A 24,620-nucleotide genomic window follows, 5' to 3' on the forward strand; every position below is an offset into this window, starting at 1 on the left:
GTTTCCAGTCTTCCTGCAGGAGTCATGCCATGTTCGCTAGGGCGCGAAATTATCGGAGGTTGATGATGGTCTGGGTGACCGCATCGGAGGTTTCAATGGTTTTGGCGTTGGCCTGGTAGTTGCGCTGGGCAATGATCAGGTTCACCAGCTCTGCCGAAAGATCCACATTGGAGTCCTCTACGGAGCTGGCCTTGATGGAACCAAGCGTGCCGGTATCCGGAGCACCAATCACCGGCTGGCCGGATTCAAAGGTTTCCACCCATGTGGTGTCACCCACCGGAGAAAGACCGTCAGTGTTATTGAACGCAGCCAGGGCCACCTGACCCAGAGACTTGGACTGACCATTGGTATACCGGGCGAAGATCACGCCCTGGTCGGACACATCGAGGCCTGAAAGACGGCCGGTGGTGTAGCCGTTCTGCTGCTGATCGTTAACACCAAATGCCGCGCCATATTGGGTGGTATTGGCCAGATTGACAACGAACGCAGAACTGGTGGCCGGCTCAGGAATCGGGCTGACCACATCACCGGGATTTGCCGGTGGGCCGTCAGCACCGTTCGGATCACCGCTTGGATCCTTTGGCACCCAGTCGGTAATAATCAACTCACCGTTCGGATCACCGTTGATGGATTCCAACTGGCCATCCTGGTCAAACAAGGCAGTGTACGGCGTCTGGTCGGTACCACCCACCAGTTCACCGTCAATCTGGAGGTAGATAGACCACTGGCTCTGACCCACCCCGTTACCCGGAGATGGCTCTTTTACATAGAACTGTGTCAATTCGTGGGAATTACCCAGGCTGTCAAATATGGTGGTCGACGTTGCGTGGTTGTATGTACGCTGGTCGATGGGATTGAATTCGTTGGTTACGGTAAACGGTGTCGCATTGAAGGCGACTTCAAACGCGTTGCTACCTGAATCAGTGGTCACCTGCTCAACATTGCGATCGGTGGTAACGAACACCTCACCGTCATATTGCTGGTTGTTGGTGAGCGGAGTACCTGTGGGAGCATCGCCGTAGGCTACCTCCAGCGGCTGCCCACCACTATGGATAATTCGCAAAACATCGGGGGTTGAGGGGTCTTCGTCATCATCGACAACCGAGGCCGAGATCGCATTGTCGCTGGTGTCGTTAATGGCTTCCGCCACATCTTCCAGGGAGGATACATTTTCCAGATTCAGCGGGATCGGTGCAGATCCGTCTATCCGGATTTCAAGCCGGAAATTGGTGGCGCTGCTCACATCGCTATCGGTCAAACCGGTCAGGGAAGCTGCGGTTCTGGCAGTGGCCGTTACTCCCGGCGCAGCATTAATGGCAATGGCAGCATCACTGGCAGAAGCCGTGGCATCAATCTGCGGTACCGTGTAATCACTGGTGCCGTCGGAGTAGCCGAAGGTAAAGCCGGAACCTTGAAGATCTGCAAGCGCGATCGGATCAAAATCCCGGATGCGACGCTCAAGCACAGTCTCTCGGGAATCCAGATTCAGATCGGTCTGGAGGTTCGTTGTGCGACGGGGCGCCAGGTTGTCGGTTTCAATCTGAAGGTCACCACGGATGCCAGACAGGTTGCCATCATCATCAGCGGTATAACCCTGCACCCTCATATTCTGGTTATTAACAACATAGCCTTCTTTATCAATCCCGAACTGGCCAGCCCGGGAGTAACGGATTTCACCGCCATTGTTCAGAATAAAGAAGCCATCACCACTGATAGCCATATCCAGGCCGTTATCGGTGAAGCTGATATTGCCCTGACCGAATGACTGCTTTACGTCCTGCACCCGCACGCCGTCGCCAATCGGATTGGTACCGGCACTCAGGAAACCACTGGCGTACAAATCACCGAACTGTACCTTGCTGCTTTTGAAGCCGACGGTACTGGCGTTGGCGATGTTGTTACCGGTGACATCCAGATCCACCGAAGCGGCGCGCAGACCACTCAAACCTGTGTTAAATGCCATGACTTATACCTCCTGGTCTGACACCGGATCAGTTGATTTGTTTGACTTCAGACAGCGGAATGGAGCCCATTCCGGCCAGATTCAGAGTAATGGAACCACCCTGCCCCAACGACACACTGTCGACATTGGCGCTCACCATGGTCGCCAACTGCTCCGATCCGGAGGGATAGGAGCCCTGCGCCACAATCGAGTAGGGGCCGGGCGGCAAAGGATTGCCGTTGCCGTCTTGCCCATCCCACTGGAACGAAACCACACCAGCCTGGCTGCTGCCCATATCAATCTGGCGAACTAACTCACCGCTTTGATTCATGACCGACAGTCGCAGCCCACCCGTGGAAGCCGGCACCTGAATGGTGCCAGTTATCTCGCCTTCGCTACCCAAAATGCCCACACTGGAGGGTGCCAGAACGGTTTTGCCTACCATCGCCGAGGCCTGCAAGGCCTGGCTGGACCGGAACTGACCAACCACATCGTCGACACTGCCCGACAGATTCTGCATTTCTTCCAGTGAACTGAACTGGGCCAACTGGGCGATAAAATCGCCGTTGTCCTGCGGCTCCAGTGGGTTCTGATTCTTGAGCTGCGCCAGCATCAGCTCCATAAACGCGTCTTTACCCAGCTCGTTGCCACCAGGGGTCTTGCCCTCCTGGTTCAGTTGGTACTGGCTCAGCACGTCTGAGGCGGCTGCGGAATTCACTGCACTCATGGCTTAATCCTCACTTGTTACTGCTGACCCAGTGTCAGAATTCGCTGCATCATGGATTTGGCGGTGTTCATGACATCCACATTCATCTGAAAACTGCGGGACGACGACATCATGTCCGCCATTTCCTCAACCACGTTCACGTTGGGGTAATAAACGTACCCTTCCTCGTTCGCGGCAGGGTGATTCGGCTCATAGCGCATCTGCAGTTCTGCATCGCTCTCGACAATCCCCTCAACGCGAACACCTGCCCCGGGCCCCTCTTCGGAACCCATACCAAATCCCTGCTGATCAGGGTTCAGCATGGCCTGCTGAATAGCGGCAAACACCGGTTTGCGGGCACGGTACGTTGTATCCGTGCTCGAACTGGCGGTTTCTGCGTTGGCAATGTTAGACGCGGTGGTGTTGAGCCGCAGTGACTGTGCGGTCATGCCGGAACCGGCGATGTCGAAAATGTTACCCAGTGACATGACAATCTCCTTAAATCTCGTACGGACTGCGGCTTATTCGCCCTTCAGCGCCTTGGTCAGGCCGGAAAACCGACTACTCAGGAACTGGAAGCTGGCCTGGTAATCCATGGCGTTGCGCATGAAACGGGTCTGCTCGGCCTGCGCATCCACGGTATTGCCATCAATTGATGGCTGGTGCGGGGTACGGTACAGCAGCTCGCCGTCAGCGCCGGGGCTGGAGGTGTCCATATGACCACTGTGGGTCGTGGTCATACCAAAGCCCGTCATGGAATCCTGCGCCTTCTGCATCATCGCCTGGAAATCCACGTCGCGGGCCTTGTAGCCCGGGGTGTCGGCATTTGCCAGGTTGTTCGCCAGCACTTCGGCCCGCTTGACCCGCGCCTGCAGCGCGTGCTCATGAATACCAAGCGCTTTGTCGAATGTAATAGCCATTACTGCCTCCAGATCTTTGCACCGACCAGGCTGAACCTGTGAACTTGCCGGTTTTGCGTTCTGAAGTGATTAAAGCAAGCAGAGTGCCAGAATTGAAAAAGCCCGCTGTAATGCGGGCTTCGAAGAGGACTGTCTAATAAATGAGCGGCAAATTCCGGTTAAACGCAACGAGGGCGGCAACGGGTTTCCCCAGGCGGACTTACCGCTGATCGAGGCTCAGACTTGCCAGGGGGAAGTGCGCCCTGGCGCGGCCCACCTTGAGACATACTCTTTGGTATCCGGCCGGGGCACCGATGGTTTCTCACTGGCAACGGTACCGGTATAGAGGAAACCGACAATGGACTCGCCCGGCAGCAGCCCAAGACCGTCATGCAGCGACGAATGATAAGCTACAGGCCCGGTTCGCCACATGGCGCCGTAGCCGGCATCATTCAGCGCCAGGGAGATAAAACTCATACCAGCCGCTGCCGACATTACCTGCTCCACCTCCGGCACCTTCGGATGATGACGGGGCGACGCAATACCGACAATAATCATGGGTGCACGAGCCGGAGCATTCCGGGCCTTCTCACGCTCCTTATCAGAAGCCTCCGGCGGGCAGCATTCAGCAAACAGGTCGCCCAGAGCTGCCAGGCCTTCCCCCTCTATCACGAGATAACGCCAGGGCCTCAACAACGCATGATCCGGGGCCCGGGCCGCGCACCGGAAGGCCTGATCAACCACAGACACCGGTGGTGCCGGTGCCTGCAAACGGGGCTCCGAAGCACGATCCAGAATAAAACGGGTTATCGAACTCATACAGTCTCGCTGTTGATTGGTTGCATGATTTTCGGTTGGGCCGGAAGCGGCCCCGATGAATTGTGAGTTCTACGTAATGCTGTTAATCTTTAGTCGTAGTTCAAACCAACAATTATAAAGAACCGGCAACATACAATGAGCGACCAGCGGGCATTTCGCAACTTTGCAGAATTCTACCCGGACCACCTGGATGATCACAGTGGCGCTGACTGCCTCCGCTTTCATTTTATTGAGTGCAAGCTTGCTCTGAGTGTTGTCTTGTGGGCTGTTTATTGCCTTATGGGAGACTGGGGAATGTTTCGCGACATACTTATCGGAAGGATCCGGTTCTGAAAATGATGAGCGCACCCGCTGAATTACGCAGCGTAACCGGCAATACCGGCAAGCTGGGGCAAGGCGACATCTACGACCACACGGTGGCGATTCCACCGATGCCCGATTACAACGGTCGGATACTGGCCTACACCGCCACTGCCGCCATTATTGTCACGGGTGTCCTTCAGGATGTGTTTCCCCAATTGCTTCTCTGGATGGTGGCTGGCGCTCTGATCTGGCCTCATCTCGCGCACGTGCTTACACGGCGAACCTTCCTGCGACGTTCAGCCCGGATTCGGCAAAAAATGCTGTTCCTCGACTGCATAATCGGAGGCAGCTTTATTGGCTTGATCGGATTGATCGCCATTCCGTCGGTATCGGTTGTCCTGATGCTGATGTTCAGCTGTCTGATCGTGGGCGGCGTCAGGCAATGGTTGTTCGGCACAGCGCTCATGTCGGCCGCCATGGCCGCCACAGTGGCGGCAACCGGCACCGCCGCCGATCTGGAAGCCCCCCTGCTCACCAGCATCGTCGCCATTTTGGCCACAGGCACGTACATCTGCGTTACCGCCTATTACTCACACCAACAGGCCCGGGCCCTGCTGCTGGCAAAGACCCAGATTCAGAACCAGCGGGAACAGTCCATCGCCCTGTCCCACAAGCTCTCGAAATACCTGTCGCCTCAGGTCTGGCAGTCCATCTTTACCGGGGAACGGGATGTTCGGCTTGAAACCCAGCGCAAGAAACTCGCAGTGTTTTTCTCAGACATAAAAGGCTTTACTGAACTGTCGGAGGAGATGGAGCCGGAAGCCCTTACCGAGCTTCTGAATCACTACTTCAACGAAATGTCAGAGGTCGCCCTGAAATACGGCGGCACCATCGACAAGTTTGTCGGCGATTCCATCATGGTGTTCTTTGGCGATCCGACCAGTCGCGGCCAGAAAGAAGATGCGTTCTCGTGTGTGTCCATGGCCATCGAGATGCGCAAACACATGAAGATCATGCGCCAGAAATGGCGCAGCCAGGGCATCAAGACGCCCCTGGAAATCCGCATGGGCATCAGTACCGGCTACACCACGGTTGGTAACTTCGGCGCCGAAAACCGGATGGATTACACCATTATCGGCAAGGAAGTGAACCTCGCCAGCCGACTGGAGTCCCTGGCGGAACCAGGCGAGATTCTGGTGTCGTATGAGACCTTCTCGCTGATCAAAGACCGCATTATGTGCCGGGACAAGGGCGAGATTACCGTAAAAGGCTTTGGCAAGCCGGTGCCCATCTACGAGGTGGTGGATTTCCGGCGCGACATGGGGCCTCACCGTAGCTTCCTGGAACACGAACACAGCGGCTTTGCCATGTACCTGGATTCCGATAAGGTCACCGAACGTGAGCGCAAAGCCATACTCAGCGCCCTCGAAGACGCAGCCGACCGACTGCGTCAGGAAGACGATACCGAATAGCCGAGCCTGCTACTGCCTAACCAGCCGCGGCCCCGGACCATCTTCAGCACACGTGCTGCGCCAGGGGTTGATATCCAGGCCACCACGCCGGGTGTAACGGGCGCACACCATCAAGGATTCCGGCTGACACCTCGCCATCAAGTCAGTAAAGATGGTTTCAACACAATGTTCGTGAAAATCCTGTTTCTGACGGAAGCTCACGATATAGCGCAGCAACCCTGCCCGATCAATCTTCCTCCCGGAATAGCGAATCAGTACCGTGGCCCAGTCGGGTTGGCCGGTCACTGGACAGTTGCTTTTCAGAAGATGTGAACACAAGCCTTCACTGACCACCGGCTCGCTGGTTGTCAGCGACTCAGGCGCATAGTCGTAGGCCACCTGCTCTAGCGTTTCATCATCGATCAACTCGTATCCTTCGGGCCGGCCGATTGCAGGCGCTGAGTCATCCACACTCAGAAGCGTCACATCCACCGCCGCACCACAGGCACTCGAAAGATCCTGGGTAATGGTCTCGGCCACTTGATCCGGAGACGAGAACACCGCCTGATTCAGAGAGTTCAGATACAACTTCAGGGATTTGCTCTCAATAATGGCAGGCGATGCCGCAGGAAACCGGATTTCTCCCCAGGCCACGGCCGGTACACCGCCAGGCTTCAGCCAGGAGATTTCCCACGCCTGCCACATGTCCTCGCCAAACCAGGGCCAGCGACCATCGTCCAGGCCGATTCGCCGGCGGTTTTCTTCCCGGGCCACCGGGAACAGCAGAGACGGATCATACTGATCAGGGTATTCACTGGACTTGCCCAGTGGCGCGTTATCAAGAGCCATATCAGTTCCGGAATTTAATCAGTGTCGAATGCCCTTGCCACGGGCAAGCATGCGCAAGGCTACCGCCGCCAGCAAGACGATGAAAACCAGAATCATACCAAGAGACACGAACGGATTAACGTCCGAAACACCCAGTATGCCGAAGCGAAAACCGTTAACCATATACAGGATCGGATTCGCCATGGACACGCCCTGCCAGAACGACGGCAGCATGTCGATGCTGTAGAACACACCCCCAAGGTACGTTAGCGGAGTAAGCACAAAGGTCGGGACAATGGAAATGTCATCAAACTTGGTCGCCAGCATGGCGTTGATAAAGCCACCCAGAGAGAACAATGCCGATGTGAGAATCACCGTGATAACCACCATCAGCAGGTTATGGATACTTAACTGAGTGAATGCCAGCGACAGCAAGGTGACGATCAGGCCGATACTCAGGCCTCGGGCCATACCACCAGCCACATAGCCCGCCAGGATGGTCCAGTTCGGCACCGGCGACACCAGCAATTCCTCAATACTGCGCTGGAACTTCATAGAGAAAAACGACGACACCACATTGGAGTAGGAATTGGTGATCACCGCCATCATGATCAGGCCCGGCACAATGAACTGCATATAGTCGTAGCCGCCCATTTCACCGATGCGGGAACCAATCAGGTTGCCAAAAATAATAAAATACAGCGTCATCGTGACGGCCGGCGGCAACAGCGTCTGCGGCCAGATCCGGGTAAAGCGCCGAACCTCGCGGGTAACGATGGTTGTAAAGGCTGTCCACAGTGCTTGCGGTGTCATGCTGTCACCTCGCTGGCTTTCTCTGCCTCCCGGGCATTCTCCTCAACCATGCGAACGAACAGCTCTTCCAGCCGGTTGGCCTTGGTTCGCATGCTCAGCACACGAATACCCAGATTCTCCAGTTCGATAAACAGAGCGTTCAAACCCTGTCCCTTGGCAACTTCCACTTCAAGCGCACCATCGTCATCCAGGCTGGCTTTGAATGCAGTCAGCTCAGGGGCTTTTTCTAACGGCTGCTCGGTATCCAGTACAAAGGTTTCTACACTGAGCTGTTGCAGCAGTTCCCGCTTGCTGGTGTGCCGGATGATTTCCCCATGATCAATAATGGCAATGTTGCGGCACAGGGCTTCCGCCTCCTCCAGATAGTGGGTGGTCAGAATGATGGTAGTCCCCTGACGATTCATCTCCTCCAGGAATTGCCACATGGAGCGACGCAATTCGATATCCACACCGGCTGTCGGCTCATCAAGAATCAGCAATCTGGGCTCATGTACCAGTGCCCGGGCGATCATCAGGCGGCGTTTCATACCACCGGATAACATCCTGGCCGGTGTGTTGCGCTTGTCCCAGAGCCCGAGCTTCTTCAGATACTTTTCCGCAGACACCCGTGCGGTTTTCAGGGGTATGCCGTAATAACCAGCCTGCGTGGTGACGATATCTTCCACCTTCTCGAACTGGTTAAAATTGAATTCCTGTGGAACCACACCCAGGGAGAGCTTGGCGCTTGAGAGGTCTGTATCGATATCATGGCCGAACACTCTGACCTTGCCGCCCGACTTGTTTACCAGAGAGGAAACAATCCCAAGAGTGGTCGACTTGCCGGCCCCGTTTGGGCCCAGCAAGGCGAAAAAATCGCCTTCCCGAACGTGCAGATCAATGCCTTTGAGGGCCTGAAAACCATCGCTGTAGTTCTTGGTCAGCCCTTCAATGTCCAGTGCGTAGGTCATACACCCCACCGTTGTTCAGAAACCGGGCTCCAGAGGAGCTAAAAAGATAGAGAGCTATTTGATTGAGGCAACGCCGGAAAATTCAAGGGACGAAGCCAATTAAAGCCAGGTGCCCCAAACCCTCAAACTGCGACAGGATTCCCGATATAGCCGAAGTGCCATCCCTATAATGCGGTTACAACAACTTACAAATCGGACACCGGCCACCGGATGCTCCAGGTCAACGCGAAGGGATTGTACGAAACGCCATGAAACTCGTTCACCTAACCCGCTTTATTCTGCCACTCTCTGCAGCCATCGCCCTGACCGGCTGCTTCGATAGTGGCAGCAGCTCCGGATCCGACGATACCCGCACCGGGCGAATTCATTTCCAGGGCGTTGGTGGGCTGACCTACCAGACTGCCAGTCAGTCCGGAAAGACCAACACACGTGGCGAGTTCCGCTATTACCCCGGCGAGACACTCTCGGTCAAAGTAGGCAATCTCCCTATCGCAGAAGGGATTCCGGCAAGGGAATACGTGACCTTCCTGGAATTTCAGGAAGACACCCGCGCGGCCCTGCAAACCCCGGCCGTTGACGATGAAGGACTGAACAGCCACCAGGTCCGTGAACAGCTATTGTTTGAGAACAACACACTGATGAACCTGTCCCGCTTCCTTCTGGCCCTGAACTGGACCGAGAACGTAGACGACGACGAGGGCATCGACATCCGCGAGCGAGTCATCAACCAGCTCAACGAGGCGCTTGATGATCCTAACCTGCCGAACACCATAGATTTCAATGTCAGCATCGGCGAGTTTACCGCCGAGAATTCGCCGGCCAACCAGATCCTGGCGGAGATCTGCTTCCACCCGAAAGACGACCCACTGTGCGGTGAGCCGCCAACCCAGGAGGAAATCGACAACGCCGATGACCGCCCTGTAGATGGTGAGCTGGATCCTGATGTCGACTACAAGGAAGATCTGGAGGCGCTCCGGGAACGAATTCTCCAGTCTGTGCGCAACATGGATGAATTCGACAACGAACAGGCCCGCAATTACCTTCGCAGAGAGCTCGCCGCTATAACCCGGAAGTTATCAAGGCAGTACTACCTGTCACCGGAAGACGCCACACACGCCGCCGGCGACACCAGCATCCAGTCCGTGAAAGTCAAAAAGATCAGGGGGGACGCTCAACTGGCCCAGCTGCAGGCCCAAAGCACACGCCCAACCGACGTTTATGTTAACGCCGAAAGCTGGCAAGAGGCAGAAGTGGAGTACGTGGTCGACGGCCCCACAGGCGGTGAATCAGAAATTCTGGTGAACTTCCGGCCGGAGGGCACCTATCGCTGGGTGCGCAAGCAGATACGCATACTTATCGATTAATCAGTTTACCCAGGGACCAACGGGACTCGGCACCTGTTACATCGTAGCCAGCCGGGTCCAGGCCCTCGGTGCCGTGAGGCAAACACTCGCGCACGGTCAGTAACTCCGAGGCGCCTCGGGACTCATTGTGCCGGGCCAGATCAACAATCTTTGCGGATTTCAGCGGCCGATGCTCGGCGTCCTGCATGACCATCACGCTGGGCCACAGCCTCCTTCCCGGTGAGTGGGATACCACAATGCCACGCTGGCCATCAGAAAGCTCCACCAGAGTACCGGTCGGATACACGCCCACACCCTGGATAAAAGCCTCAACAAGATCTTCCTGAAATTCGATATTGCGCATATCGTACAACAGCGATACCGCTTTTGCCGGTGTCATGGGATCCTGATCATCCCTGGGCGCAATCAAAGACTCAAAGAATTCTGCAATACCTGCAACTTTTGCCAGCAGCGGAATACGGTCGCCACGAATTCCCTGTGGAAAGCCGGAACCATTGTGCCGCTCGCGGTGCCCCTGAACCACGCTCATAACGGCTCTGGAGAGACCCGCGCCTTCCAGCATCTGACAACCACGTTCGACATAGGTGCGATAAGTCGCGTATTCTTCAGTGGATAGACGGTGCTCTCGGGCCAGCATCTCTTTAGGCAATGCGGTCTTACCCACCTGCGACAAAAGACACCCTACCCCGAGATGGTTCAAGAGCCCTTCGTTCAATCCTAGCTGCCGGCCACACACCAGGGCCCATACTGCGGTATTCAGGGCATGCCGATACACAAAATCATCATACTGGCGGGTGCGGCTCAGCCACAAAAGCGCGTTCGGCTGGCGAACGACGCTCTCTACCATGCGGCGGGTGACCTCCGCAGCCGGGCGCAAATCCGGCATCTGGTCATCCTGGATGGTCTCGAACATCCGGCTTAGCGCCAGTTCCGCATCACTGAGAAGTTTGCGGGATACTTTGAGCTCTTTTCTGAGAGGCACTTCGTTCTTGTAGGCAACCGGTTCGCGAATACTCAGTGGCGCCAGCTGCAATTGCTCACGACCACCGGAACGGGCGTTGGAGCGTCGGGCAAAAGGGCGAACCTTGTCTGGCCCGAGGGTGATTTCCTCGCGGGTTTCCGCCACATCGACCATCACCCACTTACAGTGGGAGACAACGGCTTTCAGATCGTTTTCGGAACGGAGGTAAAAGCCCTGGATGGGAAACGGTGTTTGATGCCAGGGGCGATCAAGATCAGACACGAACATGCCGATCTCAAGATCATGTGCCGCAATTTTTTTCTGACGAACGCCCACTAGACACCTCAGGAACAGGGATTCTTTGACAGTTCCCAGTTTGCCACGTTAACGGCAAGACACCATTACTATTTGGTAGCGAACCGTCACCAAAGCGCAACAAGTCGTAACTCAGATTTTCACTCGGCAACGAAATGTATCACTGTGACAAAGCTCACAGGAAAAAGCAGACAGACTTCAATCTTCCAGGCACTGAGTCTCGTCAAAATCCGGCAGACGCGCATTCAAAGAGCCCCGGGGCACCTTCCTGGCATAAACCGTATAGGCGACTGCAGACGGACGAATGTAATCAACATTCACCTCTTCACCACCCCTCATCAGGGTTGCCCTCGCAGGCTGGCAGGAAACCAGAAGCTCAAAGCGGCTGCCGACATCGGCCACCCGGCCCCCTCCCTGAGGCGTTTTTACCGTAAGACAGGAAGACTGCCCTGTGGCCGGCGAACCTGTTGCCGCCAAGACATCCAGCGAGGGGTCTCCACAAGCACGAATGCCATCACCACAATCACCAGCACTGTCATGACTGCTGTCGGCAATACGCCAGACCCGATCACTACACTGGGTTTCCAGTTTCATGGTGGTGGCCTGATTACGGCCCGGCCACCACTCTGGATACTCCGCGCTTTGCCAGTTCACCCGCACCTGCCGGGTTTCACCCGCGGAATTCTCCGCGGGGAACATGGCATAGTGAGTATAGTAGCTGGCGCATCCTGATAGCATTGCCATCGGCACAACAAACACCGAGACCATCAATCTGAAGTACGCAGGTGAACTCATCAGGCAAAACCTTTTCTTTTAACTGCGCCCATTATCTCCATCATGAGATTCCCTTTCGTCAACTATTCGGCAGTATCGGCAAACTGCAACCCGAACCCGTCAACCGTGCGACGCACCACCACCATGTCCAGAATGGGGGCCGGCACAGGAAGCCCCTGCACCTGAACGCTTACGCAATCGCCCAAGGAGGGCTCGAAAACCTGTTCACCCACAACGATGAAAACGCCGCCGTCTGAGATGTCACGGGTAGAGAAGACGAATTCTCCCAACTGTTCATGGACCAACTTCACTTTTGCGCTCATTGCCGTGCGGCTATGCTCTCTGCGATCACTACCGACCATGCTCGGAAACCCTGCTATTTGCTGCCTTCTTATAGTGTTCTGAAGCATAACACTATTTTCTGAAAAATATCCCCGAAGGGTTATTGACTCATTCGCGGTTAGCAATGAGAATAGTTGTCGTTTTTAACTGCCTGTCACATTCGATTACAGGCGAATGTTCACCTTTTAGCAACGCGACAGAAAGGATCACCACTATGCGAATGAAACTTGCCGCAACTGCCGCCATCGCTCTGGCCGCCATGCCGCTGTCTGCCTCTGCCGACGGCGAGGTCAATATCTACTCCTACCGTCAGGCTTACCTGCTGGAACCGCTGCTCAACGCCTTCACCGAAGAAACAGGCATTGAAGCGAACGTTGTCTTTGCCAAGCAGGGTCTGGCCGAGCGCCTTGAGCGTGAAGGCCGCAACAGCCCGGCAGACGTGGTGATGACGGTCGACATTTCACGCATCAACGAACTGGTTGAGAAAGACCTCGTTGCCGGCGTTGAGACCGACACGCTGCAGGAGAACATTCCGGAGAACCTGCGCCACCCGGAAGGTAAGTGGTACGCCCTGACCACTCGTGGTCGCCTGATCTTCGCATCCAAAGATCGCGTTGAAGAGGGTGAGATCACCACATACGAGCAACTGGCTGATGACAAGTGGGAAGGCCGCATCTGTACCCGCAGCGGCAAGCACCCGTACAACATCGCCCTGATCTCCTCCATGATCGCCCACCACGGTGAAGAAAAGACCGAAGAGTGGCTGCAAGGCGTCAAGGAAAACCTGGCACGCAAACCCCAGGGTGGCGATCGCGACCAGATCAAAGCCATCGCTGAAGGCGTCTGCGACATTTCCATTGGCAACAGCTACTACTACGGCAACATGCTGATGGACGAAAACCAGCGCCCGATCGCCGAACAGGTTAACCTGGTATTCCCGAATGCCGAAGGTCGTGGCACTCACGTAAACATCAGTGGCATTTCCCTCACCAAGAGCGCGCCGAACAAGGACAATGCCATCAAGCTGATGGAATTCCTGTCCTCACCGGAAGCCCAGCGCATCTACGCGGAAGCCAACACCGAGTACCCGGCGAACCCGGAAGTGAAGCCTTCTGGCCTGGTAGCCGAGTGGGGTGAGATCAACCCGGACGATCTGTCACTGCAGGAAATCGCCAACAACCGCGAAGCGGCTGTGAAGCTGGTTGACCGCGTTGACTATGACGGCTGATCAGCCTCACACCAACCGGTAAACCGAAGGGTGTCCTGTCCAGGGCACCCTTTTTTGTTGGCCACAAACATGACCGCAGTCATTGCAGGGAAGCAACGCACTATCTAAAATCGCAACACTTCTCATCACCACTACGCTAACAGGATCACCATGACCGAGGTCGTTTCCAGTGCAAACCCGGGGCTCTCGCAACCGCTACTGGCAAAACGCACCTCAAAACGGTGGCTGATCAGCGCCGTCCTTACCACCGCTATTGTCGCGCTTCCAGTGCTGTCGGTGATCTTCCTGGCCCTGTTCCCGGACGAGAACATCTGGCCTCATCTGATTGAAACCACCCTGCCCCGCTACCTGACCACCACCATCAAGTTGATGATCGGTGTGGGCGCGCTAACCCTGTTGATCGGACTGGCCACCGCCTGGGCCGTGACCATGTGCGAGTTCCCGGGCCGGAAATTCTTTGAATGGGCTCTGCTGCTACCTTTTGCCGTACCGGCCTACGTGATTGCCTATGTCTACACCAGCCTGCTGGATTACGCCGGCCCCGTGCAGCGAGGCCTGCGTGAGTGGTTTGGCTGGCAGAACGCCAGCGATTACTGGTTTCCGGAAATCCGCAGCCTGGAAGGCGCCATCCTGATGATCGGACTGGTACTCTACCCCTATGTGTACCTGCTGGGGCGAGCTGCCTTTCTTGAACAATCACCCTCACTGTTTGCCGTCAGCCGCAGCCTGGGTCATTCGGCACTGAGCACTTTCTTTCGGGTAGTTCTGCCCATTGCCCGGCCAGCCATTGCCGTGGGCCTGTCCCTGGTGCTGATGGAAACCCTGAACGATTTCGGCACCGTCGATTTCTTTGCCGTGCAAACCCTCACCCGCGGCCTGTTCGATACCTGGATGAACCTGGGTAACCTGGGCGGCGCCGCCCAGATCGCGACCACCATGCTCATTTTCGTGGTGATCCTGGTAACCCTGGAACGTTTTTCACGGCGCCGCCAGCAACAATACGCGGCCCGCGACAACCGTGACCCGATTCACCGCTTCACCATGTCTTTCCCGCGCCAGATGATCTGTGTCGTCGTCTGCGCCGTGCCACTGATATTTGGCTTCATAATCCCCGGTGCCACCCTGGGCTATTACGCCTGGGAATACTTTGATGTCAGCTGGAACCCGGATTTTATTCAGAACACGTTTAACAGCCTGTTCCTGTCCAGCGCGGCAGCGCTCACCACCCTGATCATCGGCGTTACGCTGGCCTATAGCCGCCGTCTGCACAACACCCGTGGCATGCAGATCCTGATGCGCCTATCCAGTCTCGGTTACGCCATGCCCGGCGCAGTGCTGGCCGTGGGCGTCATCGTACCGCTGGCCGGCTTCGACAACTGGCTGGATTCCCTGATGCGGGATTATCTTGGCGTGAGCACCGGCCTGCTGCTGAGTGGAACGGCCTTTGCCCTGATTTTTGCCTACACCGTGCGTTTTCTGGCGGTGTCTGCCGGCAGTGTGGAGAGCGCCCTCCAGAAAATCACCCCCAGCATGGACATGGCCTCCCGCTCCCTGGGCCACACTCCGGGCAAAACCCTGATCAACGTACACCTCCCGATGCTGCGTGGAACCCTGGTCACCGCCGCCCTGGTAGTGTTTGTCGACTGCATGAAGGAACTGCCGGCCACCCTGATTCTTCGGCCCTTTAATTACGAGACCCTGGCCACCTACGTGTACCAGTTTGCCTCAGACGAACAGCTCTATCACAGCGCCCTTCCCGCCCTGATTATTGTGGTCGCCGGTATCATCCCCATCATTCTGATGAACCGGTCCATCTCCAATTCCAGAACCATGGCCTGACGGCCAGAAATATCGGAACGCCAGAAACAAGAAGGCCCGGCAGTTTGCCGGGCCTTCTTGCGCTTACCTTGTAAGCCGTCGCCTTTACTGCCAGATAACCGGCTGCTTCTTGGCGTACCAGCTGTCCACTTTCGCCTGATAGGCGTCTTCCACCACGTTACGCTTAAGCTTGAGCGTCGGCGTCAGGAAGCTGTTCTCGATGGACCACTCATCGCTGACCACCGTAATGAAAGCCAGCTGCTCGTGGGGATCTACAGTTTTGTTTACGTCCTGAATCAGCTGCCTGAAGCTTTCTTCCAACTCCTTGCGGAAGCTCTCATCAGCAGCTTTCGGGCGAATCTCCTCACCCAGAACCACCAACGCGTGGGGCTGGGTCTGGTTGGCACCAGACACACACACCATTTCGATGGCATCGTGAGACATCAGGCGATTCTCGATCGGCGCCGGCGCAATGTACTTGCCCTTGCTGGTCTTGAAGATCTCCTTGATTCGGCCGGTCAGCTTGAGGCGGCCCATCTCGTCAATCTCGCCCTTGTCACCCGTACGCAGGAAGCCGTCCTCGGTGAAAGCTTCAGCGGTTTTCTCCTCGTCCTTGTAATACCCCATCATGGTGGCCGGGCTCTTGACCAGCACCTCGCCCTGATCGCTGATCTTCACCTCAACGCCAGGCAGGGCTTCACCGACATAACCGGTACGGGTACGGCCCGGCTTGTTCATGTGAGAGTAGGCAAAGTTTTCGGACATGCCATAGCCTTCCAGCAGTTCCAGACCGAGATTGCGGTACCAGTCCAAAACATCGTTGGACAACGGCGCGGAACCGGAACCGGCCAGCTTCACCTTGTCCAGGCCCAGGCCTTTCAGCACCTTCTTCTTGATCAGCTTGTTCACTACCGGAATCTTCAGCAGGCGATCCAGCTTCTGCTTGGGCACTTTCTGTAAGACACCATGCTGGAACTTAACCCACAGGCGCGGAACCGAGAGGAAGAGCGTTGGCCGTGCCCGCTGAAGATCCTGAACGAAGGTGTCCAGAGACTCTGCAAAATAAAGCTGGAAGCCGGAATACAAAGAGCCCAGCTCCACAAAGGTGCGCTCAAACACATGAGCCAGCGGCAGGTAGGACAACATGCGCTCACCCGGCCCGACACCCAGAGTCTCGATACCGCCAGCAGCGGCGAACGCCATGTTATTGAAGCTGAGCATAACGCCTTTCGGTCGACCGGTACTGCCAGAGGTATACACGATGGTGGCCAGCTCTTCCGGATCACGCCTGGTTTTGCCTTCCAGCGGCGGGTACTTGGCAACAATGTCGTCCCAGGTCTCGAAATCGTTGGGCGGGCTCAGCGGATAGGAAATGCAGCGAACCGATTCCGGCACACCGGATTTCATGCTGTCCCAGTCATCCAGTTTACCCACGAACAACACATCGCACTCAGCGTGGTTGAGGATGTAGTTCACGGTATCGGCGTTCAGGGTGGGATACAGCGGCACGGAAATGTGCCCGGCCATCCAGATGGCCCAGTCTGTCATCACCCACTGGGCACAGTTCTTGGAAATCAGACCGATCCGGCTTTTCTCCGGCAGGTTCAGTGATTTCAGGTAAGCCGCCATCCGGCGTGCCTCATCAACAGCGCGGCCCCAGGTGTACTCAACCACCTTACCGTCGCCAATGGGCTGCGTCATATAAAGGGAATTAGGGCTGGTGGCCTCCCAGTGGTAGACCATATCCAGGGGGAGCTTTTTCGTTGTGTCCATGGACCTTCCTGATTTGTCGTTATAGTTTCGGATTCGCTTTGTCGCGTTCTCGTATTATTAGACTTTAGTAGCCTATTTCAACACACCAGAGCCCGTCAAAACGTGATCCGTGCAAAATAATTTGCATCTGCAACCACTCAAACGATCGTCGCAACAAACTGCGCCTTCCCCTACACCGATTGTCGCATGGCTGTGTTAAACTTGCGCACCTTGAATTTTTGCCCCCGGTTTCACGGGAAAAAACAGTAACTGACTCGGAGATGGGCATATGGCCAAGAAATCCCTGCGCACGCTGATCGGCGCCTCGCTGCTTGCCGCAGCAAGCCTGGTTCAAGCGGACGACCCCCGTGTTGTTGCCATCACACAGATTGTTGAACACCCGGCACTGGATGCCGTACATGAGGGCGTTAAGGACGAACTGGCCGAGCGAGGCTATCGCGAAGGCGAAAACCTGCGCCTGATGCACGAGAGTGCCCAGGGCAACTCAGCCATTGCCTCACAGATTGCCCGCAAGTTTGTGGGTGAAAACCCGGATGTAATCGTGGCCATTGCCACACCGTCTGCACAAACCGTTGCCGCTGCAGCGCGTAACGTGCCCGTGGTCTTCTCTGCCGTGACCGATCCGGTTGCCGCCAAACTGGTACAAAGCTGGGAAGCCCCTGGTGCCAACATCACCGGGGTAAGCGATATGCTGCCCATCGAGAAGCACCTGGACATGCTGCAGCGTGCAATGCCCGACGCCAAGCGCATCGGTACCGTTTACAACCCTGGCGAAGCCAACGCCGCCGCGCTGATTGAACTGCTGGAAGAACGCCTGCAGGCCCGCGGTCTGGAGCTGGTTAAAGGTGCGGCCACCAAGACTTCTGAAGTGCTGGGCGCAGCCCGCTCCCTGGTAGGCAAGGCCGACGCTATCTACCTGACCACCGATAACACCGTGATCAGTGCCGCCGAAGCGGTTATTTCCGTTGGCGAACGGGCCAAGATCCCGGTTTTTGCTGCCGACACTGCCACCGTTGAGCGTGGCGCGGTAGCCGCTTTGGGCTTCAACTATTACAACCACGGCCGCCAGACTGGCGCCATGGTCGCACGCGTACTGGAAGGTGCCGGCACAGCCGACATGCCGGTTGAAACCATGGAAGAACTGGATCTGTACGTGAACCCCGAGGCCGCCGAGCGCATGGGCGTCACTCTGCCCGAAGACCTCATCCAGGAAGCCGTCAAAGTCGTCAAAAACGACAAATAACGCCTGACCAACACGGGCGGACCCCAAAAGGGCCCGCCCGTTTTCTTTCACGGTGAAAAACTACCCATGCTCAGTGAAATCGCATTCTACGGTGCTCTCGAAACCGGCCTGATCTACGGCCTGGTTGCCTTTGGTATCTATCTCTCTTTCCGTGTTCTCGACTTCCCCGACCTGACGGTGGATGGCAGCTTCCCCCTGGGCGCCGCCGTCGCCGCCATGTTGATTATTGAAGGCTGGAATCCCTGGCTGGCAACTGGCTGTGCGGTACTGGCCGGCATGGCCGCCGGTGCCGTAACCGCCATCCTGAATGTCAAACTCAACATTCTGAACCTGCTGGCCTCCATCCTTACCATGATTGCGCTCTACTCCGTAAACCTGCGCATCATGGGCCGGCCGAACGTGGCCTTACTCACAGAAGAAACCGTACTGACTCCCTGGTACGACCTGGGCCTGGCTTTCCATCAGGTGCCGGTGTTGCTGTTTACCCTGGTCGCTATTGTGTCCCTGATTCTGTTGTGGCGTTTCATGAAATCCGAGACTGGCCTGGCCATGCGCGCCACTGGCGCCAACGCCCGCATGGCTCGCGCCCAGGGCATTGCGACCGGCGGCATGATCATACTCGGAGTTGCTCTGTCCAACGGTCTGGTGGGTCTGGCCGGTGCTCTGTTTGCCCAGAGCCAGGGCGCAGCAGACGTCACCATGGGTGTAGGCGTAATCGTGATCGGCCTCGCCTCACTGATTGGCGGTGAAGCCGTCATCACCCCCTCCACCGTGGTACGCGCCCTGCTGGCGTGTGTGGTGGGCGCCATCATCTACCGACTGGCCATTGCCTTTGCCCTGAATGCCGATGTCCTCGGCCTGCAGGCACAGGATCTGAATCTGATTACCGCGGTTCTGGTTACCCTGGCCATCGTACTGCCTGGCGTTCGCACCAAGATCGCCAGTCGTTTCACCAGCAAAAAGGCCTGAGGAGGCACTATGATCAGCGCAACCGATCTGCGGCTTACCTTTGGCAAAGGCACCCCGCTGGAAAATCCGGCCCTTCGGGGCATGAGCCTGACGGTAAACCAGGGCGAATTCGTGACGGTCATCGGCAGCAACGGCGCCGGAAAATCCACCTTCCTGAACGCCCTCGCCGGCGAAGTCATGGTGGACAGCGGCCAGATTATCGTCGACAACCTGGACGTTACCCGGCTGCCCACCCATAAACGGGCGGCGCGGGTTGCCCGGGTGTTCCAGGACCCCCTGGCCGGCACCTGTGAAAACCTGTCCATTGAAGAAAACCTGGCGCTGGCCATCAAACGTGGCCAAAGCCGGGGCCTGACCAGCGCGGTGAAAAAGCAGTACCTGGGCCAGTTCCGGGAAAGCCTTGCCACCTTGAAACTGGGCCTGGAAAACCGCCTGGGCGACAAAATGGGCCTGCTCTCCGGTGGCCAACGCCAGGCCGTCAGCCTGCTGATGGCCAGCCTCACGCCCTCCAGCATTCTGCTGCTGGATGAGCACACCGCTGCGCTGGACCCGAAAACCGCCAACTTCGTGCTGGAACTGACCCAGCAGATCATCGAGGAACAGAAGCTCACCGCCCTGATGGTCACCCACAGCATGAAACAGGCACTGGAAGTCGGCAGCCGCACCGTGATGCTGCACCAGGGCCAGGTGGTATTCGATATTGCCGGCAAAGACCGGGATGGACTGGAAGTGAAAGACCTGCTGGGCCTGTTCGAGAAACAGCGCGGCCTGGAGGTGGACGACGACAGTCTGCTGTTGGGTTGAAACACCCGACAGACAAAAACGGGGCCTACGCGGCCCCGTTTTTGTTTCTACTTAGCCGTTTTAGTGGCCGTAGATCACCATCTGGGTATTGGTAATGGCCAGGTCGTCCATAAAGATGCTGCCAATGGACGTACCACCCACCAGCACACTGCCAATGGTCATGTCAGCGCGGAACGAATCCATATCGACCGCAAGGCTGTCGACACCCAGGCTGTTAGAGCCCTTGTAGATATCGAGGTCCACCTTTGCGAACAGGTCCGGAATGTTCTTGTTGCGAACCGGATCATAGGTATCACCGGTCAGGCGCAGATCCCGGATGCCCACCGCCAGGAACGGTGCATCGAACTCCAGGTTATCAATCGCTATATCGGCGCGCAGGTTCATCACGTCGGTATCCGCATCAATCTCGATATTGGCGCCGCCCATCAGAATGTCAGCGGTGAAATTATCAAGGATGGTGGTGGAGTCTGTGGTGCCAACCAGATTCCACTGGTCGGTGGAGACCCGCACATCCACCGCGCCGAACATCTGCGGCAGCACGTTGATGATGGCATCGCCGTCACTGAGTACATCGATTTCAATGCGGATGTTGTCCAGCAGGTCGGTTTGCTGGGCAGCGCCGCCCATCAGGTTAACGCCCAGTTCCGGAAACAGGTCGGTCCGGTTGGTACCGCCCACGAAGATGTTGTTGATCTCAAGCGACCCCTCATCGGTGTAGATGAACCGATCAATGTTCAGCTTGGTCTCCAGTTCAATGGTCACACCCGCCTGGCCGGTGATGTTTCCCATCGTGGTTTCATCCAACGGTTGAAACGCCAGGGCCGCAGGGGGCGCCCCGGCAATACACAGCGCAAGAACGGTAGGTTTCAGGCCTTTCATTGTTCTTTTCCTTTTATAGTCGTTATCACTTCCTGTGGGCCACTGCAGTATTACGACGCCACTATCATACTCTACCGACACGTCGTTTTTGGATACGTGCAGAAGTCACAAAAACCTGCATTCCAGAACTTTTCAGGCGCACACTTTTTAACCACAAGATGTAGTGACATGCAGAGAATCCGTTAATGGCGCGGCTTCCCGCAGATTCAAGAATTTTTCCATTGATTTTCTTTGCCCACAAGCGCCAATCAATAGTTGCTCTCTTATTCACAGAACACTATATCCTGTTATACTTCCCAAAAAATAAGCCCATATATAGGGCCAGCTACGCCAACACCTACTGATTGTCAAGCAGTAGAAATGCCAGCAGACACAAGGCTGGCTGCAGTGATCAACACAGAATTCCGGTTATGGAAGGCAGTCTTCCCGGCCAGGCACGGACACCATATATAGTGATTCTACTGGCCAGATAACCCATGAAGTACCAGAAACACACAGGGGTAAGGCGCTGAGGACGGCGTCTTCAAAAAAGAGACATACTGAAAACCGAGGGTGGCAATGAACGCTAAGGCACAGGCAGTGATCACAACGATTCCCATGCAGGAAGCTTCGCTGGATATCTGGAGCAGCAAGTACCAGCTCAAGACCAAGACCGGCGAGCCTGTCGACAAAGACATCAACGCAACCTACGAGCGCGTGGCCAAGGCCCTGGCCGAGGTTGAGAAAAAGAATGTACGCGACAAGTACATGAAGGAATTCCTGTGGGCCCTGCAAAACGGCGCCATCCCCGCCGGCCGCATTACTTCCAACGCCGGAGCCGAAGCCCACAAGCCGGCCACCTCCACCATTAACTGCACCGTATCCGGCACCATCCAGGATTCCATGAACGATATCCTGGAGAAAAACCACGAAGCGGGCCTCACCCTCAAGGCCGGCTGTGGTATCGGTTACGAATTCTCGACCCTGCGCCCACGCGGTGCCTATGTCGCCGGCGCGGGTGCCACCACCTCCGGCCCGCTGTCGTTCATGGATATCTTCGACCGCATGTGCTTCACCGTGTCTTCCGCTGGTGGCCGCCGCGGTGCCCAGATGGCCACCTTCGACGTACACCACCCGGACGTGATCGAATTCATCCAGGCCAAGCGTGAAGACGGCCGCCTGCGCCAGTTCAACCTGTCCCTGCTGATCACCGAAGACTTCATCGAAGCCGTGCGCAACGGCGACGACTGGCACCTGTCCTTCCCGGTTACCCAGAAAGAAGCCGACGACGAAGGCCTGGACCTGACCGACGCCAGCCAGTTCGTCTACCGTGACTTCCCGGTACAGGAAGGCTACGTGGTGAACAACGAAGGCAAGGTCGCCTGCCGCATCTACAAAACGGTCAAAGCCCAGTTCATCTGGGACACCATCATGACCAGCACCTACGACTACGCCGAGCCAGGGTTCATCCTGATCGACAAGGTCAACCAGATGAACAACAACTGGTTCTGCGAAGACATCCGCGCCACCAACCCCTGTGGCGAGCAGCCCCTGCCCCCGTACGGCAGCTGCCTGCTGGGCTCCGTGAACCTCACCAAGTTCGTTGAGTACCCGTTCACCGAGAAAGCCAGCTTCAACTACGAGAAGTACCGCAAAGTGGTGGGCACCTTTACCCGCATGCTGGACAACGTAGTCGAAATCAACGGCCTGCCCCTGGGCGAACAGCGCCACGAGATCACCTACAAGCGTCGCCACGGTATGGGCATTCTGGGCCTGGGCTCCACCCTCGCCATGCTGCGCATGCCTTACGGCTCTGACGAGTCCGTGAAGTTCACCGAAGAAGTGGTTCGTGAAATGGCGGTAGAAGGCTGGCGCCAGTCCCTGGCCCTGGCCGAAGAGAAAGGCCCGGCGCCAATCATGGACGACGAGTTTGAAGTAACGCCGAAGATGATGACCAAGTGCCCGAAACTGGCCGAAGACGGCATCAAGGTGGGCGACAAGGTCAAAGGCAAGGTACTGCACGCCAAGTACAGTGCCTACATGGGCCGTATTGCCGAAGTAGAGCCTGAGCTGGTAGCCAAACTGGCCGAGAAAGGTGGCCGCTTCACCCACCACACCTCCATTGCCCCGACCGGCACCATCAGCCTGTCCCTGGCCAACAACGCCAGTAACGGCATTGAACCGAGCTTCTCTCACCACTACGCCCGGAATATCATTCGTGAAGGCCGTAAAACCAAAGAGAAGGTAGACGTATTCAGCTTCGAACTGCTGGCCTACCGCCACCTGGTGAACCCGGGCGCCATGCCGTTCTCCGATGAAGAAGACAAGAAGCTGCCCAGCTACTTCACTACCTCCGACGACGTAACGCCCACGCAACACGTCGACATCCAGGCTGCGGCACAGAAATGGGTAGATTCCTCCATTTCCAAAACCGCTAACGTTCCAACAGAATTCCCGTACCAGGATTTCAAGGACATCTACCTGTACGCCTACGACAAGGGTCTGAAAGGCTGCACCACCTTCCGCTTCAACCCGGAAGCGTTCCAGGGCGTACTGGTTAAAGAGAAAGACCTTGAGAACACAATGTATGAGTTCACCCTGGACGACGGCAGCAAAGTGACCCTGCGCGGCAACGAACAGGTAGAGTACGACGGCGAAATTCACACCGCCGCCAACCTCTTCGACGCGCTGAAAGAAGGCACTTACGGCAAGTATTAATCCGGGAACCGACAGACAGGAATTACGAACATGACAGTGAAAATCAGCAACAAGATCGTCGGCTACCGGGTAAAGAAAGCCGACACCGAGACGACGGGTGAGCACCAGGCGCCGGTGAAAGCCGACACCAAGCCGGTGGAGATGAACGAGAACATCGAACGCCCGGATTTCCTCCTGGGCACCACCTACAAGATCAAGCCGCCGGTGGCCGAGCACGCGATGTACATTACCATCAATGACATCCTGCTGAACGAAGACACCGATCACGAAAGCCGGCAGCCGTATGAAGTGTTCATCAACTCCAAATCGATGGAACACTTCCAGTGGGTTATCGCCCTCACTCGCGTTATCTCAGCGGTGTTCCGCAAAGGTGGTGACGTCACCTTCCTGGTGGAAGAGCTGCGCAGCGTTTACGACCCCAACGGCGGTTACTTCAAGAAGGGCGGTGTGTTCATGCCTTCACTTGTAGCCGAAATTGGCGCCGTGATCGAGAAGCACCTGAAGGCCATCGGCCTGCTGGAAAGCGACGAGCTGAGCGAGACCACCAAGCGCATCCTCGCTGAAAAGCGCGCAGAGTTTGAGGCCAGCCAGAACAAGGCCACCAACGACGACAGCGGCAGCGACTACCCCGCCAACGCCACCATGTGCGGCAAATGCAGCACCAAAGCGGTGATTGTGATGGACGGCTGCGCTACCTGCCTGTCTTGCGGCGACAGCAAGTGCGGTTAAGGTGATTGACCGCTGA

General features: G+C 56.5%; 23 protein-coding genes. 9 read left to right on the forward strand and 14 right to left on the reverse strand.

The features are described from left to right. Positions 1-49: 49 nt before the first annotated feature. The 5 genes from MARHY_RS10340 to MARHY_RS10360 form a co-directional block, all read right to left on the reverse strand. Positions 50-1,963 (reverse strand): flagellar hook protein FlgE, encoded by a 1,914-nt coding sequence (locus tag MARHY_RS10340; protein WP_014421755.1) that lies wholly within the window; start codon positions 1,961-1,963, stop codon positions 50-52. Between the two features lie 28 nt (positions 1,964-1,991). Further along, positions 1,992-2,669, reverse strand: coding sequence for a flagellar hook assembly protein FlgD (locus MARHY_RS10345; RefSeq protein WP_011784613.1), 678 nt, complete (start codon positions 2,667-2,669; stop codon positions 1,992-1,994). Between the two features lie 17 nt (positions 2,670-2,686). After that, positions 2,687-3,136, reverse strand: a complete 450-nt coding sequence (flgC, locus tag MARHY_RS10350) for a flagellar basal body rod protein FlgC (protein WP_011784612.1) — start codon at positions 3,134-3,136, stop codon at positions 2,687-2,689. A gap of 33 nt (positions 3,137-3,169) precedes the next feature. After that, the gene (gene flgB, locus MARHY_RS10355) at positions 3,170-3,568 is read right to left on the reverse strand and encodes a flagellar basal body rod protein FlgB (protein WP_011784611.1); all 399 of its coding nucleotides are present in this window, start codon (positions 3,566-3,568) and stop codon (positions 3,170-3,172) included. Between the two features lie 216 nt (positions 3,569-3,784). After that, a complete protein-coding gene (locus MARHY_RS10360; RefSeq protein WP_014421756.1) occupies positions 3,785-4,366 on the reverse strand; it encodes a nitroreductase family protein in 582 nt (193 codons plus the stop codon). Between the two features lie 335 nt (positions 4,367-4,701). Between MARHY_RS10360 and MARHY_RS10370 the strand changes: the two genes are divergently transcribed. Next, a complete protein-coding gene (locus MARHY_RS10370) occupies positions 4,702-6,141 on the forward strand; it encodes an adenylate/guanylate cyclase domain-containing protein (RefSeq protein ID WP_011784609.1) in 1,440 nt (479 codons plus the stop codon). Positions 6,142-6,150: 9 nt separating this feature from the next. On the opposite strand, the gene queF is transcribed toward MARHY_RS10370, so the two are convergent. Genes queF through MARHY_RS10385 form a run of 3 tightly spaced genes read right to left on the reverse strand, consistent with a single transcriptional unit; the run spans position 6,151 to position 8,708 of the window. Next, positions 6,151-6,969 carry an NADPH-dependent 7-cyano-7-deazaguanine reductase QueF gene (gene queF / locus MARHY_RS10375; RefSeq protein WP_014421759.1) on the reverse strand — a complete coding sequence of 273 codons (819 nt, stop codon included), beginning with the start codon at positions 6,967-6,969 and terminating at the stop codon, positions 6,151-6,153. An 18-nt stretch (positions 6,970-6,987) separates the two neighbouring features. Next, complete coding sequence (locus MARHY_RS10380; protein ID WP_011784607.1) at positions 6,988-7,761, reverse strand: ABC transporter permease; 774 nt, start codon at positions 7,759-7,761, stop codon at positions 6,988-6,990. Further along, a complete protein-coding gene (locus MARHY_RS10385; RefSeq protein WP_014421760.1) occupies positions 7,758-8,708 on the reverse strand; it encodes an ABC transporter ATP-binding protein in 951 nt (316 codons plus the stop codon). The genes MARHY_RS10380 and MARHY_RS10385 overlap by 4 nt, the downstream gene beginning before the upstream one ends. Before the next feature lie 248 nt (positions 8,709-8,956). Between MARHY_RS10385 and MARHY_RS10390 the strand changes: the two genes are divergently transcribed. Next, positions 8,957-10,072, forward strand: a complete 1,116-nt coding sequence (locus MARHY_RS10390; protein ID WP_014421761.1) for a hypothetical protein — start codon at positions 8,957-8,959, stop codon at positions 10,070-10,072. Here the strand turns inward: MARHY_RS10390 and MARHY_RS10395 are convergent. The 3 genes from MARHY_RS10395 to MARHY_RS10405 form a co-directional block, all read right to left on the reverse strand. Further along, a complete protein-coding gene (locus MARHY_RS10395; RefSeq protein ID WP_014421762.1) occupies positions 10,062-11,369 on the reverse strand; it encodes an HD-GYP domain-containing protein in 1,308 nt (435 codons plus the stop codon). The genes MARHY_RS10390 and MARHY_RS10395 overlap by 11 nt on opposite strands. Before the next feature lie 177 nt (positions 11,370-11,546). Beyond that, the gene (locus tag MARHY_RS10400) at positions 11,547-12,143 is read right to left on the reverse strand and encodes a hypothetical protein (RefSeq protein ID WP_041654778.1); all 597 of its coding nucleotides are present in this window, start codon (positions 12,141-12,143) and stop codon (positions 11,547-11,549) included. Between the two features lie 62 nt (positions 12,144-12,205). Then, complete coding sequence (locus tag MARHY_RS10405) at positions 12,206-12,484, reverse strand: PilZ domain-containing protein (protein WP_014421764.1); 279 nt, start codon at positions 12,482-12,484, stop codon at positions 12,206-12,208. Positions 12,485-12,678: 194 nt separating this feature from the next. Here MARHY_RS10405 and MARHY_RS10410 point away from each other — a divergent pair, with 194 nt between their 5' ends. Beyond that, a complete protein-coding gene (locus tag MARHY_RS10410) occupies positions 12,679-13,692 on the forward strand; it encodes a Fe(3+) ABC transporter substrate-binding protein (protein ID WP_014421765.1) in 1,014 nt (337 codons plus the stop codon). A gap of 150 nt (positions 13,693-13,842) precedes the next feature. After that, positions 13,843-15,531, forward strand: a complete 1,689-nt coding sequence (locus MARHY_RS10415) for an ABC transporter permease (protein WP_014421766.1) — start codon at positions 13,843-13,845, stop codon at positions 15,529-15,531. Between the two features lie 84 nt (positions 15,532-15,615). Here MARHY_RS10415 and MARHY_RS10420 read toward each other — a convergent pair whose 3' ends face one another. After that, positions 15,616-17,283 (reverse strand): AMP-binding protein, encoded by a 1,668-nt coding sequence (locus MARHY_RS10420; protein WP_014421767.1) that lies wholly within the window; start codon positions 17,281-17,283, stop codon positions 15,616-15,618. Between the two features lie 268 nt (positions 17,284-17,551). On the opposite strand from MARHY_RS10420, the gene MARHY_RS10425 reads away from it, so the two are divergent. The 3 genes from MARHY_RS10425 (at position 17,552) to MARHY_RS10435 (ending at position 20,299) form a co-directional block, all read left to right on the forward strand. Further along, complete coding sequence (locus MARHY_RS10425; RefSeq protein WP_014421768.1) at positions 17,552-18,526, forward strand: ABC transporter substrate-binding protein; 975 nt, start codon at positions 17,552-17,554, stop codon at positions 18,524-18,526. A gap of 66 nt (positions 18,527-18,592) precedes the next feature. Continuing rightward, positions 18,593-19,495, forward strand: coding sequence for an ABC transporter permease (locus tag MARHY_RS10430; RefSeq protein WP_014421769.1), 903 nt, complete (start codon positions 18,593-18,595; stop codon positions 19,493-19,495). A gap of 9 nt (positions 19,496-19,504) precedes the next feature. Beyond that, complete coding sequence (locus MARHY_RS10435) at positions 19,505-20,299, forward strand: ABC transporter ATP-binding protein (protein WP_011784596.1); 795 nt, start codon at positions 19,505-19,507, stop codon at positions 20,297-20,299. A gap of 60 nt (positions 20,300-20,359) precedes the next feature. Here the strand turns inward: MARHY_RS10435 and MARHY_RS10440 are convergent, their stop codons facing one another. Beyond that, complete coding sequence (locus MARHY_RS10440; RefSeq protein WP_014421770.1) at positions 20,360-21,178, reverse strand: DUF6160 family protein; 819 nt, start codon at positions 21,176-21,178, stop codon at positions 20,360-20,362. 64 nt (positions 21,179-21,242) lie between these two features. After that, the gene (locus tag MARHY_RS18760; protein ID WP_014421771.1) at positions 21,243-21,449 is read right to left on the reverse strand and encodes a hypothetical protein; all 207 of its coding nucleotides are present in this window, start codon (positions 21,447-21,449) and stop codon (positions 21,243-21,245) included. Between the two features lie 287 nt (positions 21,450-21,736). Between MARHY_RS18760 and MARHY_RS10445 the strand changes: the two genes are divergently transcribed. Then, positions 21,737-23,875 (forward strand): adenosylcobalamin-dependent ribonucleoside-diphosphate reductase, encoded by a 2,139-nt coding sequence (locus tag MARHY_RS10445; RefSeq protein WP_014421772.1) that lies wholly within the window; start codon positions 21,737-21,739, stop codon positions 23,873-23,875. 30 nt (positions 23,876-23,905) lie between these two features. Further along, positions 23,906-24,604 (forward strand): TSCPD domain-containing protein, encoded by a 699-nt coding sequence (locus MARHY_RS10450; RefSeq protein ID WP_014421773.1) that lies wholly within the window; start codon positions 23,906-23,908, stop codon positions 24,602-24,604. The last annotated feature ends 16 nt before the right edge of the window (positions 24,605-24,620 follow it).

The organism is Marinobacter nauticus ATCC 49840, from assembly GCF_000284615.1.
Lineage (GTDB): Bacteria > Pseudomonadota > Gammaproteobacteria > Pseudomonadales > Oleiphilaceae > Marinobacter > Marinobacter nauticus.

What these genes read in the sequence shown, in the direction of transcription:
- flgB (WP_011784611.1), bottom strand. Translation starts at nt 3,568, where the DNA reads ATGGCTATTACATTCGACAAAGCGCTTGGTATTCATGAGCACGCGCTG.
- MARHY_RS10440 (WP_014421770.1), bottom strand. Translation starts at nt 21,178, where the DNA reads ATGAAAGGCCTGAAACCTACCGTTCTTGCGCTGTGTATTGCCGGGGCG.
- MARHY_RS10420 (WP_014421767.1), bottom strand. Translation starts at nt 17,283, where the DNA reads ATGGACACAACGAAAAAGCTCCCCCTGGATATGGTCTACCACTGGGAG.
- MARHY_RS10345 (WP_011784613.1), bottom strand. Translation starts at nt 2,669, where the DNA reads ATGAGTGCAGTGAATTCCGCAGCCGCCTCAGACGTGCTGAGCCAGTAC.
- MARHY_RS10450 (WP_014421773.1), top strand. Translation starts at nt 23,906, where the DNA reads ATGACAGTGAAAATCAGCAACAAGATCGTCGGCTACCGGGTAAAGAAA.
- MARHY_RS10445 (WP_014421772.1), top strand. Translation starts at nt 21,737, where the DNA reads ATGAACGCTAAGGCACAGGCAGTGATCACAACGATTCCCATGCAGGAA.
- MARHY_RS10430 (WP_014421769.1), top strand. Translation starts at nt 18,593, where the DNA reads ATGCTCAGTGAAATCGCATTCTACGGTGCTCTCGAAACCGGCCTGATC.
- MARHY_RS10390 (WP_014421761.1), top strand. Translation starts at nt 8,957, where the DNA reads ATGAAACTCGTTCACCTAACCCGCTTTATTCTGCCACTCTCTGCAGCC.
- MARHY_RS10405 (WP_014421764.1), bottom strand. Translation starts at nt 12,484, where the DNA reads ATGGTCGGTAGTGATCGCAGAGAGCATAGCCGCACGGCAATGAGCGCA.
- MARHY_RS10340 (WP_014421755.1), bottom strand. Translation starts at nt 1,963, where the DNA reads ATGGCATTTAACACAGGTTTGAGTGGTCTGCGCGCCGCTTCGGTGGAT.
- MARHY_RS10410 (WP_014421765.1), top strand. Translation starts at nt 12,679, where the DNA reads ATGCGAATGAAACTTGCCGCAACTGCCGCCATCGCTCTGGCCGCCATG.
- MARHY_RS10435 (WP_011784596.1), top strand. Translation starts at nt 19,505, where the DNA reads ATGATCAGCGCAACCGATCTGCGGCTTACCTTTGGCAAAGGCACCCCG.
- MARHY_RS10380 (WP_011784607.1), bottom strand. Translation starts at nt 7,761, where the DNA reads ATGACACCGCAAGCACTGTGGACAGCCTTTACAACCATCGTTACCCGC.
- queF (WP_014421759.1), bottom strand. Translation starts at nt 6,969, where the DNA reads ATGGCTCTTGATAACGCGCCACTGGGCAAGTCCAGTGAATACCCTGAT.
- MARHY_RS10360 (WP_014421756.1), bottom strand. Translation starts at nt 4,366, where the DNA reads ATGAGTTCGATAACCCGTTTTATTCTGGATCGTGCTTCGGAGCCCCGT.
- MARHY_RS10370 (WP_011784609.1), top strand. Translation starts at nt 4,702, where the DNA reads ATGATGAGCGCACCCGCTGAATTACGCAGCGTAACCGGCAATACCGGC.
- flgC (WP_011784612.1), bottom strand. Translation starts at nt 3,136, where the DNA reads ATGTCACTGGGTAACATTTTCGACATCGCCGGTTCCGGCATGACCGCA.
- MARHY_RS10385 (WP_014421760.1), bottom strand. Translation starts at nt 8,708, where the DNA reads ATGACCTACGCACTGGACATTGAAGGGCTGACCAAGAACTACAGCGAT.
- MARHY_RS10415 (WP_014421766.1), top strand. Translation starts at nt 13,843, where the DNA reads ATGACCGAGGTCGTTTCCAGTGCAAACCCGGGGCTCTCGCAACCGCTA.
- MARHY_RS10400 (WP_041654778.1), bottom strand. Translation starts at nt 12,143, where the DNA reads ATGAGTTCACCTGCGTACTTCAGATTGATGGTCTCGGTGTTTGTTGTG.
- MARHY_RS10425 (WP_014421768.1), top strand. Translation starts at nt 17,552, where the DNA reads ATGGCCAAGAAATCCCTGCGCACGCTGATCGGCGCCTCGCTGCTTGCC.